The sequence below is a fragment of the Paenibacillus sp. FSL F4-0243 genome, assembly GCF_037963295.1.
In the GTDB taxonomy this organism is placed as follows: Bacteria; Bacillota; Bacilli; order Paenibacillales; family Paenibacillaceae; genus Paenibacillus_AQ.
In genome coordinates this window covers 3,950,769-3,967,740 of the sequence record NZ_CP150151.1, presented here as the reverse complement: position 1 = coordinate 3,967,740, position 16,972 = coordinate 3,950,769, and the positions used below count along the sequence as shown (strand labels likewise).

General features: G+C 44.1%; 18 protein-coding genes and 1 pseudogene. 16 read left to right on the top strand and 3 right to left on the bottom strand.

All coding sequences use genetic code 11. The features are described 5' to 3' along the window. Window positions 1–8: 8 nt before the first annotated feature. From mutL to NSS87_RS17475, 14 genes are all read left to right on the top strand, one after another. Window positions 9–1,994, top strand: coding sequence for a DNA mismatch repair endonuclease MutL (gene mutL, locus NSS87_RS17540; RefSeq protein WP_339241666.1), 1,986 nt, complete (start codon window positions 9–11; stop codon window positions 1,992–1,994). Window positions 1,995–2,036: 42 nt separating this feature from the next. Further along, on the top strand, window positions 2,037–2,816 hold the full coding sequence (locus NSS87_RS17535; RefSeq protein WP_076298773.1) for a class I SAM-dependent methyltransferase: 780 nt from the start codon (window positions 2,037–2,039) through the stop codon (window positions 2,814–2,816). Beyond that, window positions 2,806–3,786: a tRNA (adenosine(37)-N6)-dimethylallyltransferase MiaA gene (miaA, locus tag NSS87_RS17530; protein WP_042188893.1), complete on the top strand. Its 981-nt coding sequence runs from the start codon at window positions 2,806–2,808 to the stop codon at window positions 3,784–3,786. Before NSS87_RS17535 ends, miaA begins: the two co-directional genes overlap by 11 nt. A gap of 19 nt (window positions 3,787–3,805) precedes the next feature. Then, window positions 3,806–4,045 (top strand): RNA chaperone Hfq, encoded by a 240-nt coding sequence (hfq, locus tag NSS87_RS17525; RefSeq protein WP_042128368.1) that lies wholly within the window; start codon window positions 3,806–3,808, stop codon window positions 4,043–4,045. A gap of 139 nt (window positions 4,046–4,184) precedes the next feature. Continuing rightward, on the top strand, window positions 4,185–6,755 hold the full coding sequence (locus NSS87_RS17520) for a PBP1A family penicillin-binding protein (RefSeq protein ID WP_339241661.1): 2,571 nt from the start codon (window positions 4,185–4,187) through the stop codon (window positions 6,753–6,755). A 210-nt stretch (window positions 6,756–6,965) separates the two neighbouring features. After that, window positions 6,966–7,520, top strand: a complete 555-nt coding sequence (locus NSS87_RS17515) for a DUF402 domain-containing protein (protein ID WP_042128364.1) — start codon at window positions 6,966–6,968, stop codon at window positions 7,518–7,520. Between the two features lie 4 nt (window positions 7,521–7,524). Beyond that, window positions 7,525–8,181, top strand: a complete 657-nt coding sequence (locus tag NSS87_RS17510) for a YdcF family protein (protein WP_339241659.1) — start codon at window positions 7,525–7,527, stop codon at window positions 8,179–8,181. A gap of 93 nt (window positions 8,182–8,274) precedes the next feature. Beyond that, the gene (locus NSS87_RS17505) at window positions 8,275–9,240 is read left to right on the top strand and encodes an AAA family ATPase (protein ID WP_042188887.1); all 966 of its coding nucleotides are present in this window, start codon (window positions 8,275–8,277) and stop codon (window positions 9,238–9,240) included. 40 nt (window positions 9,241–9,280) lie between these two features. Then, window positions 9,281–10,570 carry a GTPase HflX gene (gene hflX, locus NSS87_RS17500; RefSeq protein ID WP_042188885.1) on the top strand — a complete coding sequence of 430 codons (1,290 nt, stop codon included), beginning with the start codon at window positions 9,281–9,283 and terminating at the stop codon, window positions 10,568–10,570. A gap of 133 nt (window positions 10,571–10,703) precedes the next feature. Continuing rightward, entirely contained in the window at window positions 10,704–11,957 is a 1,254-nt protein-coding gene (locus tag NSS87_RS17495) for a methionine gamma-lyase family protein (RefSeq protein ID WP_339241655.1), read from the top strand. Window positions 11,958–12,040: 83 nt separating this feature from the next. Beyond that, complete coding sequence (locus NSS87_RS17490) at window positions 12,041–12,451, top strand: MerR family transcriptional regulator (RefSeq protein ID WP_042128355.1); 411 nt, start codon at window positions 12,041–12,043, stop codon at window positions 12,449–12,451. Between the two features lie 33 nt (window positions 12,452–12,484). Next, a complete protein-coding gene (glnA, locus tag NSS87_RS17485) occupies window positions 12,485–13,813 on the top strand; it encodes a type I glutamate--ammonia ligase (RefSeq protein WP_042128352.1) in 1,329 nt (442 codons plus the stop codon). Between the two features lie 94 nt (window positions 13,814–13,907). Beyond that, on the top strand, window positions 13,908–14,195 hold the full coding sequence (locus tag NSS87_RS17480; RefSeq protein WP_339241649.1) for a hypothetical protein: 288 nt from the start codon (window positions 13,908–13,910) through the stop codon (window positions 14,193–14,195). Window positions 14,196–14,214: 19 nt separating this feature from the next. Then, complete coding sequence (locus tag NSS87_RS17475) at window positions 14,215–14,418, top strand: hypothetical protein (RefSeq protein WP_339241646.1); 204 nt, start codon at window positions 14,215–14,217, stop codon at window positions 14,416–14,418. A gap of 179 nt (window positions 14,419–14,597) precedes the next feature. On the opposite strand, the gene NSS87_RS17470 is transcribed toward NSS87_RS17475, so the two are convergent. After that, entirely contained in the window at window positions 14,598–15,068 is a 471-nt protein-coding gene (locus tag NSS87_RS17470) for a hypothetical protein (RefSeq protein WP_042188882.1), read from the bottom strand. Between the two features lie 83 nt (window positions 15,069–15,151). Here NSS87_RS17470 and NSS87_RS17465 point away from each other — a divergent pair. Continuing rightward, window positions 15,152–15,229, top strand: a pseudogene (locus NSS87_RS17465) (2-oxoglutarate dehydrogenase E1); the annotation flags it as partial. A gap of 599 nt (window positions 15,230–15,828) precedes the next feature. Beyond that, window positions 15,829–16,152, top strand: a complete 324-nt coding sequence (locus tag NSS87_RS17460; protein WP_339241642.1) for a hypothetical protein — start codon at window positions 15,829–15,831, stop codon at window positions 16,150–16,152. 6 nt (window positions 16,153–16,158) lie between these two features. Here NSS87_RS17460 and NSS87_RS17455 read toward each other — a convergent pair whose 3' ends face one another. Continuing rightward, window positions 16,159–16,326 (bottom strand): DUF4083 family protein, encoded by a 168-nt coding sequence (locus tag NSS87_RS17455; RefSeq protein ID WP_339241639.1) that lies wholly within the window; start codon window positions 16,324–16,326, stop codon window positions 16,159–16,161. Between the two features lie 142 nt (window positions 16,327–16,468). Beyond that, window positions 16,469–16,717, bottom strand: coding sequence for a DUF3951 domain-containing protein (locus tag NSS87_RS17450; RefSeq protein ID WP_339241636.1), 249 nt, complete (start codon window positions 16,715–16,717; stop codon window positions 16,469–16,471). Between the last annotated feature and the right edge of the window lie 255 nt (window positions 16,718–16,972).

Genomic DNA, 16,972 nt, shown 5'->3' with positions numbered 1-16,972 from the left:
GAATGAAATTGGCCAAAATTCATATATTGGACGAGCATATTGCCAACCAGATTGCTGCGGGTGAAGTTGTAGAGCGACCAGCTTCTGTTGTGAAGGAGCTAGTTGAGAATGCCATTGACGCAGGAAGCACAAGGATTGAGGTTTCGGTGGAGGAAGGCGGTTTACAGAGCATCCGAGTAAAAGATAACGGCTCGGGGATCGAGCCTGAGGATTGCGAGACCGCCTTTTATCGTCATGCCACAAGTAAAATCGCTAATGGGCGTGATCTATTCCAGATCACTAGCTTAGGGTTCCGTGGTGAGGCGCTCCCCAGTATTGCTGCGGTATCCAAAGTCTCTCTTCTAACGGCTACTGCCGATGACGGCAAAGGACGCCTGATTGATATTGAGGGTGGTAATTTAATTCGGAATGAAGATTCCCCTTCGGGCCGTGGGAGCGATCTAGCGGTGCGTGAATTATTTTTCAACACACCTGCACGGCTGAAATACATGAAGAGTATCCAGACGGAGCTTGGTCATATATCGGATGCCATGTATCGAATGGCGTTAGCCCATCCGGGAATCTCTTTTACCTTGCATCATAATGGCAATCAGCTGCTGCACACGCTTGGTAATGGTGATCTGCTGCAAGTGATCGCAGCGGTGTACGGAACCTCCGCAGCTAAGGCTATGTTGCCGATTGCGGCAGAGGACTTGGATTATCGTATTTCTGGTTATATAAGTCGTCCGGAATGGACACGCTCAAATCGAAACGCAGTGACTACCATTGTGGGAGGACGATATATTCGCAGCAATGGTCTGAACGCAGCGATCATGCGAGCTTATCATACTTTACTTCCGATTAACCGCTATCCACTGCTGGTGCTCGAACTGGACATGCATCCTTCACTTGTGGATGTCAATGTTCATCCAGCTAAGCTGGAGGTTCGGTTTAGTAAGGAGAATGAGCTTTACACGTTTGTTGAACAAGAAATTCGTAAAGTGTTGTTAGGGCAAAGTTTGATACCGCGTCCGGGTAAAGAAACCATTGGGGCAAAGGGCAGCAGTTCATTTATACAGGAGCAGTTTGCTTTTTCTAAAGGGTCAGTTCCGGCACACCCACCGTCTGAGGTGGGCAAGGATCCAGTTCCTCAGGGATCTGGTAGTTCCTTTAGTAGACAACAACCATCAAATGTTGAGCAGAGCGCCAGTGAGTTTAGAAAAGAGGGGCAGATTGATACTCCGATGACCCGTGAAACGGCTCCATCCTACGGGTCAGGATACCAGTCTTCCTCTTCACAAGGACGTCAAAATAATGTGAGCAACAACTATGCTAATGGGTATCGCCCGCAAGAAGCTTTATCCCTGCAGAAGCAGATTCCTTCTGCCCAAGCGTTATGGGCACCGCCAGTCGATGAAGAACCTGGGCTTCCTGCCTTCCCGGAACTAAATTATATCGGACAGCATCATGGGACTTATATTATCGCTCAGAATGACGGCGGACTGTATCTCATTGATCAACATGCGGCACACGAACGCATAAATTACGAGTTTTTTTATGAGAAGTTCGGTCGTCCTGAAGACGCTTCTCAGGATCTGCTTTTGCCAATTACACTTGAGTTCACGCCTTCGGAAAGTCGTCAACTTAGTGAACGTCTACATTGGTTTCAGCAGGCTGGAGTGTACCTTGAACATTTTGGAGGACAGACTTTTCTGATTCGATCTTTGCCTTATTGGTTTCCTGAAGGCGAGGAGAAGGCGATCGTTGAAGAAATGGCGGAGTGGGTCTTGAGTGAACGATTGATTGACCTAGCAAAGCTACGAGAGAAATCGTCTATTCTATGCTCGTGTAAAGCCTCCATCAAAGCCAACCAGAAACTAACAGAACAGGAAGTCGAGGCATTGTTGTCACGTCTGGCAGCATGCAGACAACCGTATACTTGTCCACATGGGCGTCCGATTGTGATTTCTTTTTCATCCTATGATTTAGAGAAATTGTTCAAACGGGTGATGTAATTGTACGATTAGAAATTTGTTTATAGCAAGACTGGAGGCAACATGATTATAACTACGGGTTATAGCCCGATAATGGATATTGTAGAGCGAGCTCAGAATCTCGCAGAAAGAACGGGCTGTAAATACGCTCCACGCGAGAAATTCTCTATACCCAAGATGGTGGAACACTACGGAGATGAGGATATACTAATTCTTTCTCAAGAAGCCGTTCGTTTACACCGATTAGGGATGGAGCCTATGGAGTTTCACCCAAGCATGGGTTTTGTTCGTGCGAAACGGATTCTAAAGGGTGAAATAGAACCAATGCTTGTCGCTGCTCGAATGCTTCCCGGAGATAGCGTACTAGATTGCACAGCGGGTCTAGGTGCTGATTCGTTGCTATTTGCTGTGCATGGTGGTGAGTCCTCAGAGATTACCGCTCTGGAGAGCTCATTGCCGCTGTATGCACTGCTCTATGAAGGGATGCGGCATTATACCTCTGGGCAAGTAAGGGTTAATGAGGCCTTGCGTAGAATTAATGTCGTTCATAGTGAACATTTGGACTACTTACGTGCTCTACCGGATCGAAGTGTAGATATTGTGTACTTTGATCCTATGTTCCGAGTGCCGCTGACCGGTTCTGCTTCGATTTCCCCCCTGCGGCAGTTTGCTAATCGTGCAGCATTATCACTAGAGAGTGTAGCTGAGGCGGTAAGAGTGGCCCGTAAAACTGTTCTTTTGAAAGAAAAGGCTCTGAGCGGCGAATTTGAAAGGCTTGGCTTTACAGAGCTGCTCCGGAGCAACTCCAAAACATCGTACGGGGTGATACACATTGACAACTAAAGAGAGACATAAGGTTCTAGTCTTATTAGGACCAACAGCTGTAGGTAAAACCAGGTTAAGTTTGGAGCTTGCGGCTGCATATAACGCAGAGATTATTTCTGGAGATTCGATGCAGGTTTATCGTGGTATGGATATTGGTACAGCTAAGATTACTCCAGCTGAGATGATGGGAATTCCTCACCACCTAATCGACATTCATGATCCACAGGACCCATATTCTGCTGCTGAATTTCAGGAACAAGGTAGCAGACTTATCGAAGAGATAAGCAGTCGTGGGAAACTTCCATTTATTGTTGGGGGAACGGGTCTCTATATTGAGTCCTTATGTTACGGTTTTCAATTCTCTGAAGCTGTGGCTGACGAAGCTTTCCGTAAAGAACAGGATCAATTTGCAGAAGAACATGGAGCGCTTGCACTGCATGCCAGACTTGAAGCCGTTGATCCGGTCAGTGCAGCGAAATTGCATCCGAATGACCGCCGTAGAATTATACGGGCACTGGAAATTCATCACCAGACAAACACCACACTTTCTGCTTCTCATGCAGCTCAAAAGAAGGAGTCGCCCTATGACTTATGCCTTATCGGTTTGACAATGGACCGGAAAATACTATATAAACGTATTGAGGACCGAATTGATAGCATGCTTGCGGATGGTCTTGTTGCTGAGGTGAACGGACTGCTGGAAAACGGCTACAGCAGAAGCCTTGTGTCCATGCAGGGACTGGGCTACAAGGAAATTGCCGCTTACCTTGCAGGGGAACTGACGCTTGAGGAAGCTGTGATACTGCTTAAACGCGATACTCGCCGATTCGCCAAAAGACAGTTGTCATGGTTTCGCCACATGAAGGAAATCGAGTGGATCGATGTCGAAGGTGAGCAAAACTTTTCTGAGAATTTCTCGAAAATACGTGCTATAATAGCAGGAAAGTTTCTCTCAGGTCTTGAATATACTTCTGAACAATATAATTGAACCATTGGGGGTACGTCATATGAACAAGTCCATTAACATCCAAGATACATTCTTGAACCAACTACGCAAAGAAAATATCCCTGCTACAGTATATTTGACCAACGGTTTTCAAATCCGGGGAATTATTAAAGCATTCGACAATTTTACAATCGTTATTGACAGTGATGGACGCCAGCAAATGGTGTATAAGCACGCGATTTCCACTTTTACACCACAGCGCAGTGTGTCACTTATGCAGGACAATAGTAACGAAGAATAACATTAACAAAATTGAAGTGAAACCTTTCTTGTTAATAAATCGTTTGAATAGAGTGTGAGAGAGCAACCTGAGAAGGTTGTTCTTTTCATTCAGAGAAGTCCATACATGATTTATTCAAGGAAGGGAGTCAGGAGGCATCATGTCTAGAGATGATACATCAAGGACGAACAACAATAGAAATAGAGGATCGTCCAGTACCAATTCAAAACCAAAACCGAAAAGTAAGAAGAAAAAGAAGTTTTTGACTAAAAAGCGTGTGCTGTGGAGCTTGTTCTTTGCTACAGCGTTGGCCATTTTCTGTGCGCTTGGCGGTTATCTGTTCATTATGCTGAATGGGCAAAAACTTCTCCTAGAGAACCAAGACAAACTGACCGTAAATGAAACTACAAAAGTATATGACCGCAATGCTAATTTAATCGGCGAATTATCGCTTGAGAAAAGCGATCCTGTAGAGTATGAGAAGATTCCACCGTTATTGATCAATGCCTTTGTGGCCACAGAAGATAAACGCTTCTTTGAGCATTCTGGTGTGGATTTATGGTCAATCGGCCGGGCAGCGGTAAAAGATATTGCTGCACGCAGCATGGTAGAAGGTGGTAGTACCATTACTCAGCAGCTGGCCAAAAACATCTTTTTGACACGGGATAAAACATTTTTTCGTAAAGCGACTGAGGTATCCATTGCTGTAGCATTGGAGAACCAGAAATCTAAAGAAGAGATCATTACGATGTACCTGAACCGAATAAACTTTGGGGGTACGATCTACGGAATTAAAGCAGCATCTGAAAGATATTTTGGTAAGAGTGATCTGAATGATCTGAAAGTTTGGGAAATTGCGACACTGGCTGCGATGCCTAAGGGACCGTCTCGTTACAACCCTCTGCGTAACCCGGATCTTTCAAAGGAACGTCGTGCAGTAGTACTTCAGCTCATGTACGAACAAGGTTATATTACGGAGCAAGAGAGAGACGAAGCACAAGCCGTGGATTATAATTATAAGCCACCTGAAAAGAAACAGCGTTATCAAGCTTTTATTGACTTCGCAGTGGAAGAAGCAGAAGAGAAGTTTGGACTATCCGAAGATGATCTGAATATTGGTGGTTACAAGATATACACCACGATGGATAAGCACGCTCAAGAAACCGTAGAAGATGCTTTTGCAGACAGTGATAACTTCGAGAAGAGTGTAGACGACGAGCTGGTACAAGGTTCTATGACCATCGTGAATCAAGAGAATGGCGGCATTGTCGCACTTCTAGGTGGACGGAATTATGAGAAAAAAGGCTACAGCCGTGTAAATGGCAGCCGACGTTCTCCTGGTTCAGCCTTTAAACCAATCGTTGCTTATGCTCCAGCACTGGAAACTGGAAAGTACGACAAGTATTCTACGTTAAGCAACGAGAAGCAGTGTTTTTCCAACTATTGCCCAACTAACCTTCACGGATATTCCAAGAGTATTAGTATGAGTGATGCTATACAGAAATCAGAGAATATTCCTTCGGTCTGGTTGCTTAATGAAATTGGAGTGAATACCGGATTTAAGTTTGCCAAGAAATTGGGGATTGGACTGGAAGACGAGGACAAGAACCTCTCACTGGCTCTCGGAGGTATGAGCAAAGGAACGAATACACTGGAAATGGCACAAGCTTACAGTGCTTTTGCAAATGGCGGTGAACTTCGAGAATCATATTCCATTAAATCGATCACTGATAGTAGTGGAGAGACCGTCTTCAAGGCTAATACAACGCCTGATCGTGTTATGAGTAAGGAAACGGCTTATCAAATGACCGAGATGATGCAAAAGGTTGTAGAGAGTGGTACGGGTAGAAAAGCAAGGATTGATCGTCCAGTTGCTGGTAAGACCGGTACGACTCAAAGTGGATATTCTGGAATCAGCTCGAACCGTGATGTTTGGTTTGTGGGATATACACCTGAATGGACAGCTGCTGTTTGGATGGGTTATGACAAGCCAAGCAAGAAACATCTGCTTAAGAATAGCAGTGGGCTTGCCGCAGCATTCTGGGGTAAAGTGATGGAGGAAGCGTTAAGGGATGTTCCTAAGAAGTCCTTCCCACAGCTAGATAATGAAATCGCTCCTGCACCTACAGAAACACCTGAACCAGCTAAGAATGTTAGTGGACTTACTGCAGCTTATGATCCATCTACGATGACAGTAAATCTGGGCTGGCAGGCAGTTCCTGTTGCGGGTGTAGAATATCGTATTTATCGTAGAGAGACATCCGAGGCTGATTTCGGTTTATTGTTAAATACGGTCACGACTAGTGCAGGAGACTTTAGTGCAATGCCTGGTCTGGTTTACGAGTATTATGTAACTTCCTACGATCCTGCAACCCAAGTAGAAAGTGAACCATCGAATGTGGTTACTGTATCTGTGCAGGATGAGATGCCAACACCTGAGCCGACCATTGATCCTAATCTCCCGACACCAACCCCTGAGAATGGTGGAGACAATGGCTGGGATAATGGCAACGGTGGTAATAATGGTGGTGGCAACGATGGAAGCGGGAATAATGGTGGAACAGGAACCTTGCCTGAATTCACTACGCCTCCACCGTCAGCAACACCGATACCTACTGCTCCGCCAGATGTACCTTCTGGAGGCGGAAGTTCGGGGAATGACAGTGGTAATGCAACACAAAGCCCTGATCAAGAGGCTAGTAATATGAATGGTGATTCTTCTGTTCAATAGTGATGCTTTGAATTTATGAAGTTAGCTTTTCTTTTCCTGAGGCTGTCTCAAAAGTAGTGAATGCTACTTATGGGACAGCTTCTTTCTTTTATAACTCCATATTTTTCTAATCGAATCTGTGATAAAAATTTGCTGTATTTTGCGGGATGTTTTGAGTGTATCCTCTAAATGTGGTAAGCTGAAGAAACCATACTGGAGAGGGTAATTTCTATGAAACGTAAATTCGGAGACCGGGCCAACTGGCGCCGGATTACGCGTCGCCATTTTGCCTGCCGCTATGTGGAGAGCCGGGAATTCAGCGGATATATTACGCTTTATACCATCTACGGGCTGAAAGAACCACTGTGGAAGAGCTATGGACGGCATACATATCGTATTGCGGATAAAGGTTATTCCTGGCTGCAATATTTCCCCAAAGACAGTCACTATATTGTGACGGCTATGTTTGACGAACGGCAAAATATCATTCAATGGTACATAGACACCTGCAAGGTGCAGGGCGTCACAGACCAAGGCGTTCCATGGTTTGATGATTTGTATCTGGATGTGGTTGTGCTTTGGAATGGCGAGGTTTTCTTGCTTGATGAGGATGAATTAGAGGAAGCGCTGGAGAGGGAAGATATTTCCGAGAGTGATTATAAACTCGCCTGGGAGACAGCCAATACTATTTTACGCGGCATCGATGCTCATGCTTTCCCTTATTTCTCACTATCTTTGAAGCATCGTGCCGAATTATTTCATCATGGAGAATTCAGGAGGAAATAAAGAAATGGAATGGTACGTCTACGGAAGAGGGTCTTCCCCGATTCGGATTGTTTCCAAAAAACGCAGATTCTGGACGAAACGAACGTTGCTTATCGCTTTATCGATTATTGTGATTGCTGGATTGTTGTGGTGTGCTTATGCGTTAAACAATATTAATAAAGCTGCCACGACAGATCCTATGCAAAAGGCTGATGTTGGGATCATTCTTGGCATGTCGATGTGGGGGGATGAGCCTAGCCCAGGACTTAAGGAACGGCTGGATTACGGACTGAAGCTTTATCAAGAAGGGATGTTCCCACATCTTATTGTATCTGGTGGTTTAGATAACCCTGATTTACAATACACAGAAGCTCAAGGAATGCGTAATTATTTGGTTGCTAAAGGAGTGCCTGATAGCGCCATTTACGTAGAGAATGAAGCTACCAGCACTTACGAGAATCTTTTGTTTAGTAAAGAGATTATGGCGCGTGAAGGTTTGTCTTCAGCAATAATCATTACGCATACTTACCATGGGTGGCGGGCTCATGAAATTGCTGACGAGCTTGCATATGTGAATCCTGAGCTGGGACTTACAGAATCCACCGTTCTATCGATGACAAGACATAAAACACGTGAGATTCTAGCCTATACGAAATGGAAGCTTCAGCAGCTATTCCTGTGATTTGTCCAAAAAATCCCGAATCTTCTAATAACACTTCATTTACTGGAATAGACTTGATTAGAGAAGTCAGCCCTGGATAATGAGGTGATACCGATGAGCGGACGCGTAGCAGCGGCCAGTGGACGGGAGGAAGAAAGACCGTCTCGACAAATCAATATTGTATTGCGGAGTCAAGAGCCTCCGGCTATAACTAACCCTTCTGGAGAGAGTCGGCCGGTACCTCCAAAAAATCACGGCCACACTAGCCTATTCCAAGAGTTAACGCAAGAATTGGAAGGTTTAGTGGGTCTGGACAATATCAAAGAGCTAGTCTTTGAAATCTACGCCTTGTTACAGATTGCTCAAATGCGAACTGAGGCAGGACTTGCAAGCGGCGGGCAAGCTTATCACATGGTTTTTAAAGGGAATCCCGGAACTGGCAAGACAACCGTGGCTAGAATCGTGGCTAAGCTGTTCCAGCGTATGGGTGTACTGACCAAAGGACATCTCATTGAGGTGGAGAGAGCCGACCTTGTAGGAGAATACATCGGTCATACTGCACAGAAGACTCGCGATCTGGTAAAAAAGGCTTTGGGCGGTATTTTGTTTATCGATGAGGCTTATAGCCTTGCTCGGGGTGGAGAAAAGGATTTTGGGAAAGAAGCGATTGATACGCTCGTCAAGGCCATGGAGGATCATCGCAGTCAATTTATACTTATCTTAGCGGGGTACTCTGGAGAGATGGAGTATTTTTTGATGAGCAATCCCGGATTGCCTTCACGGTTTCCGATACAGGTGGAATTTCCTGATTATACGATCGATCAACTGCTGCAAATTGCTGAACTGATGGCAAAAGATCGCGACTATATTTTGATGCCACAGGCGATACTCAAGTTAAAGCAGCATTTGTTAGTAGAGAAGACGGAGAGTCTTCATGCTTTCAGTAATGCGCGGTATGTTCGCAACGCCATTGAGAAAGCTGTTCGGGGTCAGGCTGTAAGACTGTTAAACCAGTATGAAAGTACCAGCCCAGGCAAGCAGGAATTAATGACGCTTCGAACTGAGGATTTCAAATTATGAATTACAGGATACTATCACCGTCATAAGGAGCATGACATACATGGCAATAACAACGCATGATACGGAAACAGATGTACAAGATCGAGCGATATTGGTAAGTCTCGTCACAGATAAAATTAAAAGAACCGGAATTGATCCAGAGCTTTCATTACAGGAATTAGTGCAATTAGCCGAAACCGCTGGTGTTGAAGTTCTGGATGTGCTGCGTCAAAACAAGGAAACGCCTGATTCTAGATGGTTTATTGGTAAAGGTAAAGTAGAAGAGCTACGGATGGCTGCTGATGCTCTCGGGGCTAATACAGCTATCTTTGATCAAGAATTGTCCGGAGCCCAAGTACGGAACCTTGAGGAGGCTCTGGATCTTAAGATTATTGACCGGACGCAGCTTATTCTGGATATTTTTGCGGGGCGTGCCAAGACGCGAGAAGGAATTATTCAGGTAGAGCTGGCACAATTGTCCTATCTGTTACCCCGGCTTTCCGGCCAAGGGAAGAACTTATCCAGACTAGGTGGAGGAATTGGTACCAGAGGTCCGGGTGAAAGTAAGCTGGAAACCGATCGCCGACATATTCGTGATCGGATTACGGAGCTGAAACGCCAGCTGGATGAGGTTGTTAAGACTCGTGAGCTACATCGGGAGCGTCGCCGCAAGGCGGGAGCAGTGCAAGTCGCACTTGTTGGGTATACGAATGCAGGGAAATCAACGCTGCTTAAGCAACTAACCGATGCGGATGTCTATATTGAAAACCAGTTGTTTGCCACACTGGACCCTACTTCACGTGTACTTGAGCTAGCAGGTGGTAAAGAGGTTGTGCTGACTGATACTGTAGGCTTCATTCAGAATCTTCCGCATGATCTTGTCGCATCTTTCCGTGCAACGCTGGAGGAAGTGAATGAGGCTAATTTGGTGCTACATGTGGTGGATGCCTCTTCACCAATGCGTGAGGAGCAGATGGAGATTGTCCAATCCATCTTGCAGGATCTTGGTGCATCTGGTACACCGCAAATCGTACTTTTTAATAAAATTGATCTATGTCAGCCTGAGCAACTGGAAATGTTGCCTACAGGTACAGGGTACTTGAAGATCAGTGCATTTAATCCTGAAGATTTAACACGGATTACCGAAATGATCGCCGATGAACTGGCTGGCGACACACTCAACTTTCGCATTCCCGGAGACCGAGGTGACATTTCTTCCTTGCTCTACAGGGTGGGAGAGGTTCTGGAAACGACATATGATGAGAACGATGTGCTCTATAACGTTCGTCTTAATAAAGAGGATTATGACAAATGGGGTTACATGCTTGCTGATTTTGTGGACCAGCAGTAATCTTGTCAGTCATTCCTAAGGTGGAAATGCTTCGTTTATAGGTATAAAATAATAGCTAATCTAGAAAGCGTCAGTTTACTGCCGCTTTCTGTCATTATGATGGCAAGTAAATGTAAGGAGCGAATAAGAACGAATGGTAGTTTTTGCAGAGGATATTTTGAGCGCGGCAGAGGCCGCAGAAGTTGAAATAGAAGGCGCTGTCAAAGCCCTTGATCGTATTGTAGATAAGAATCAGTGGAAGGTTATAGAAGCGTTCCAGCGTCATCAAGTCAGTGATTTTCACTTTGCCGGTTCAACGGGGTATGCGTATAATGACCGTGGCCGTGAAGTGTTGGATCTTGTCTATGCTGACGTTTTTGGTGCGGAATCTGCACTGGTACGCCCGCATTTCGCTTCAGGAACACACACCATATCAACAGCCCTATTTGGTGTACTGCGTCCAGGAGATGAGCTGCTATACATCACAGGACGTCCGTACGATACCTTACATAAGGTAATTGGTCACACAGGGGATGGGACAGGTTCTCTAGCGGATTTCGGAATTACTTACCGGGAGGTTGCTCTTACTGCAGATGGCAAGATCGATTGGGATGAGGTAGCTCTCGCTATTAACGAAAATACTAAAGTGATTGGAATCCAAAGGTCACGCGGATATGATTGGCGTGCTTCTTTCACAGTGGCTGAAATTGGTGAAATGACTTCGAGGGTAAAGGTGTTGAAACCGGAAGTGATTGTCTTCGTAGACAATTGTTATGGTGAGTTTACCGAAGAGCTTGAGCCTCCACAGGTTGGTGTGGATCTAGTAGCAGGATCGTTAATTAAGAATCCGGGTGGGGGTATTGCTGAGACAGGCGGTTATATTTGTGGCCGACAGGATCTTGTAGAATTGGCAGCTTATCGATTAACCGCTCCTGGCATAGGTGGTGAAGTAGGGGCTATGTTAGGAATAACACGTGGGCTTTATCAAGGGTTGTTCATGGCTCCACACACGGTCGGACAAGCTTTAAAAGGGAGTATTTTTGCTGCATCTGTATTTCAGCGTTGCGGGTTTGAGACAAAGCCAGCGTGGAACGAGCCTCGTACAGATTTGATTCAGGCGGTTTCTTTTGATGGACCAGAACACTTAATTGCCTTTGTTCAGGGCATACAACGCGCTGCGGCTGTGGACAGCCATGTGGTACCAGAGCCTTGGGATATGCCAGGTTATGAACATCCTGTTATTATGGCTGCAGGTACGTTTATACAAGGTGGAAGCTTGGAGTTATCTGCAGATGCGCCTATACGGGATCCTTATATTGGCTATATGCAAGGCGGGTTAACCTATTCACATGTTAAATATGGCGTTTTGATGGCACTTCAAAGTATGCGTGAAAGAAAATTGCTGTAAGAATATCTCACATACCATTGACACGCTGTATTAGGAAATGTACAATGAGATCAGAAAAAGATCATTGGAAGGTTGGATGAGTCATGGGTGATGAAATCCGCAGAAATATGGCACTATTTCCTATTGGAATTGTAATGAAGCTGACTGATTTGTCCGCGAGACAAATTCGTTATTATGAGCAGCACAGTCTGATCGTACCAGCACGTACGTCGGGGAATCAGCGTTTGTTCTCTTTTAATGATGTTGAGCGCCTATTAGAAATTAAAGCTCTGATCGAGAAGGGTGTTAATATTGCTGGCATTAAGCAAGTAATGAATCCTGTCTCTAAGGAATCCGAGGAAGCTACTGTTATTACCCCTGATACAGAGGTAAGACGTAGAGAGTTATCCGATTCCCAGCTTCACCGAATGCTGAAGCAAGAACTAGTTTCCGGTAAAAGACCGGGACAAGTGTCTCTGATTCAAGGTGAGTTATCCCGGTTTTTTAATAAATAATAATATATAGAAGTTCGAAAGGGAGAGGATCACATGAGCTTTTCTAAAGAGGATATTTTACGCATTGCCAAGGAAGAGAATGTTCGTTTTATTCGTCTGCAATTTACGGATCTATTAGGTACTATCAAGAATGTAGAGATTCCAGTTAGCCAATTGGAAAAAGCGCTTGATAATAAAATGATGTTTGATGGTTCTTCCATCGAAGGATACGTACGGATTGAAGAATCTGATATGTATCTCTTCCCTGACCTAGATACATGGGTAATCTTCCCTTGGGTGACTGATAGTCGTGTAGCTCGTCTGATTTGTGACGTCTACATGCCAGATGGTACACCTTTTGCTGGAGACCCGCGTGGTATCCTCAAACGTTGTCTGAAGGAAGCTGAAGAAATGGGTTTCACAGCTATGAACGTTGGACCAGAACCTGAATTCTTCCTATTCAAGACAGACGAAAGAGGAAATCCTACTACGGAATTGAACGACCAAGGTGGATACTTTGACTTAGCGCCAACGGATTTAGGGGAAAACTGTCGTCGTGAAATCGTACTGACCCTTGAAGAAATGGGCTTTGAAATCGAAGCTTCCCACCATGAAGTAGCTTCGGGCCAGCATGAAATTGACTTTAAATATGCTGACGCGATTACTGCTGCTGACCAAATTCAAACCTTTAAGCTCGTCGTGAAAACGGTAGCCCGTCAGCACGGCCTGCATGCAACTTTTATGCCTAAACCATTGTTCGGTATCAACGGATCTGGTATGCACGCTCACCAATCCTTGTTTAAAGGCAAAGAAAACATGTTCTACGACGAAAGCGACAAGCTGGGTCTGAGCAAAACTGCACGTTACTACATGGCTGGTATTTTGAAGCACGCTCGTGCTTTTGCAGCGATTACTAACCCAACAGTGAACTCATACAAACGCCTTGTTCCTGGTTATGAAGCACCTTGCTACGTAGCTTGGTCTGCAAGTAACCGTAGCCCAATGATTCGTATTCCGGCTTCTAGAGGTCTTAGCACACGTGTTGAGGTTCGTAACCCGGATCCAGCAGCTAACCCTTACCTCGCACTTGCTGTTATGTTGAAAGCAGGTCTTGACGGAATTAAACGTAAGCTTGATCTTCCAGCTCCGATTGACCGTAACATCTATGTGATGTCTGAAGAAGAGCGCATCGAAGAAGGCATCCCAAGCTTGCCATCCGATTTGAAAGAAGCACTTAGTGAAATGATCCGCAGTCATGTTATCACCGAAGCTCTCGGCGAACATGCTTTGGCTCACTTCTACGAGCTAAAAGAAATCGAATGGGATATCTACCGCACACAAGTTCACGAGTGGGAAAGAGCGCAATACATGACTCTTTACTAGAATAAATCAGCCCTTGGCGCTCTAAGCGTTAAGGGTTTTTTTCTGTGTGGGTAAGGTTTGGAGGTTTTGTGGAAGGTTAATGAGCGCCCCCGTAATGCCCCCTGAAAATGTAGTTTCATTCGAGGATACTAAGCAGTTGGAGTTAGAAAAGGCAAAAGAAGAACGACTGCAGCAGATTGAACCTATAGCAGATCTAATCATAACGGCTGCTGGCAGGGATCTCCGAGCAAAGGAAATTAGATTTTTGGAATCATTAGAAACCGAGGATCTAAAAACCTTCACTGCAATGTTTACTGATGCTCTTAATGGCTATGTTGCTCAGGGTTCTTATCATCCAAATGACCGATTTGAAGATTATAAATGTCTTATAACAACGAATTAAAGTTATTTATGAGAGAAGGTTGAAGAAGGAATTCGTTTCGAAAAAGCAGCAAGCAATCATCGACTTTATTGATAAATTCTCATTTGAAATTCATTATCCGCCCAGCATACGCGAAATTGCAGTAGCCATGGGGCACCAGTCAATATCGACAACTCACGGTTTTATTAAGCGCTTGAAGAACAAAAGCTCCTGTCCTGGAGGAGGAATCAACAAAGAACCATAGTGCTCACCAGAAAAGCAATGAATCAGGTAATTAAGGCAGGAGCATCTGAGATAAATGCCAAGGCTGAGCTGTGACACAAAAATAAGGGGCATAAGCCCCAATGACGGATAATAAGACATGGTTCTGGCAGTTCGAAATTTCTAATTGATCAGACAATAATTCTTTCTGACATATTTCCTTCATCCTGCAAATGCTATTCCATTAAACGCAGCATTTACCATCCATATTCCGTTTCTCCCAACTTCTAAGTCTGAGTAAATAAAAAGTGAATAGCGAATTTGACCATTTGAAACAGTAGGAATATCGGGGAAATCTCCTGCGGTTATGGAGATTGTGGATGCTGTACTCTCTATAGGACCTGGACGGACTTGCGATTCATAGATTAGTGTGCCAGAACCAAGGATTCCGTTTCCGTTTCTTTCTATTACGACTGTTACTGAGGTTTCATCTGGTGTATCGAAAGCTTTATAGAAAGTTACTGAACCAGACAACCATATACGTACCTTGTTTGCATCTGGCGTTCCTACAATTGAAGATGTTTGAATTCCCAAATCTCCAATCAAAATTGGGTTGACGTATACGTACTCAATTGCACTCCCTAACCCAGACATATGTTCCGAAATCCGCATATCAAGAGCTCGTGTTGTCATGAGACTCACTCCTTTTTTATTTATAGAGTATGTTGTCCAACAAGTCTTGTGAGCCTTTTTTTAGAGTAGATAGGAGGGGAAGTATGAAAGCCATAACCATCATTCAGCCATGGGCAACGCTCATAGCTCTCAGGGAGAAGAAGTTTGAAACGCGCAGCTTTTCCGAACGACAAGCCCGAAAAGGAAATTGAGCAGAGAAGAAGTTGAGTTAATGGATGCACTAGCTGCTCTAGAAGAGTCACAACAACTGAACAAAACTTATGAACGCTCAATAAGTAACAGTCTAGAACAACATAGATAGGATCGGATAGCACTTAAGGAGGTACAGCAGACCATAGCCCGACAATGGGAGGTACTGGAGTTCTATGCGAATCAAGTACATTGGGAACTGCCAAGCTTCGGTAGAGGTCATTCAAAGGTTAAGAGCGACAGAGGAAGTAAAGCACGTGAATTGTTGGGGGAAGGGAGCAACAAGGCATGACACAGGTAAAGGATAAGACAAACATTTGCCCCCGAGAGAGGGCAGAGGCAGCATATATCACACTTAGTAGTGTCAAAGAGTAGATCGGGGGATTCGCTAAATGAAAAAGTCTAAAAAAGTAAAGCTACAAGAGCATTGCATGGCTTCAATACAGTTATTCAGACGCGTGAATAGCAGGATACAACGAATGTAATCCATTCTTGTGTGATACAATACCTGATCTAGTTAAGTATTTATCTTTGGAAGGAATAGAAAGGTTAAAGGAAAAAGGAGTAGCCGATGACAAATGAATTAATTGATAGGAATGAATCTCCTGTCAAAGTAGGTGACCAAGTAGAGGTAAGGCTCCCTACATATATCGGACACATCGTCTGCAGCGGACCTGTAGAGTACCGTAAAGAGGATGTAGGCTGCTACGGACCGGTTACGGCATTAACGATCCGCAGAGAGGATTTAAAAAATGATAATTTTACAGCTGTTTGTCCATCGTCCGACAGCATAAACCCAGCAACACGAGGGCCGCACCAGATCATTAAGGGAGTAGGAGTATCTCTCCTCTCCCAAAGGCACAGTAGACGCATACTGCGACATAAAAAAAGATAAAAGTGATTATGCACCCTTATCTTTTTCAAGCAATTCTATTATTCTGTCTAATTTTTTCTCTATGCTAGCATTTTTATCTGAAACCTTGTTTTTAGTTAGATAATCTTTTTTTAACAGTAAAACCAAGGGAATTGCCCAAACAAATGCCAATGGTATTAAAAAAATATATTGCAAGATAACACCTCATTAATAGTTATTGTTTTATTATAACAACTAAAAAAAAGAACTTATTTGAAGTTATTTACTGCGCAGTACGAAGATACATGACATTAAGGGATAGAGGAGGTTACAGCACTCCTCTCCCACATATTGCGAATCAGGGAAGAGAAGTTCGTTTTGATAACGAAATGATGTTTTTGTCCTTATCATCACCATGGTCCGCATTTTCTTCTATCTCTTTTTTCTCATCGTGAAACTCAATATGAGAATAGGCCGTGATGTAGTCAAATGGAGTGTAATTATTACTTGGTAATTTTCTTGTAAGTAATATCTTGACAATGATGATTCCTAATGAGAAATAGAAAATGGCTCCTACTCCAACCAACATGAATTGTACTAAGTTCATTGTTAACACCACCTTTGTTTGATTTTATAATTTAATGTTAATATTTACAAGTTTACCGAGATTTGATGCACATTACGAAGATACATGGACAGAGAGGGTTAATAGCCCTCTTTTCCCACAAGGAGGATATAAGAGATAGTTTGGCTGTACTGAACTATAAGGGGGCTGAGATAATGGGCAAGGTCGCGGTAATGCCGAAATACCCCTGCACCTTCTGCCGAAAGAACGAAGCTACTCAATTGTGTGACTTTGTAG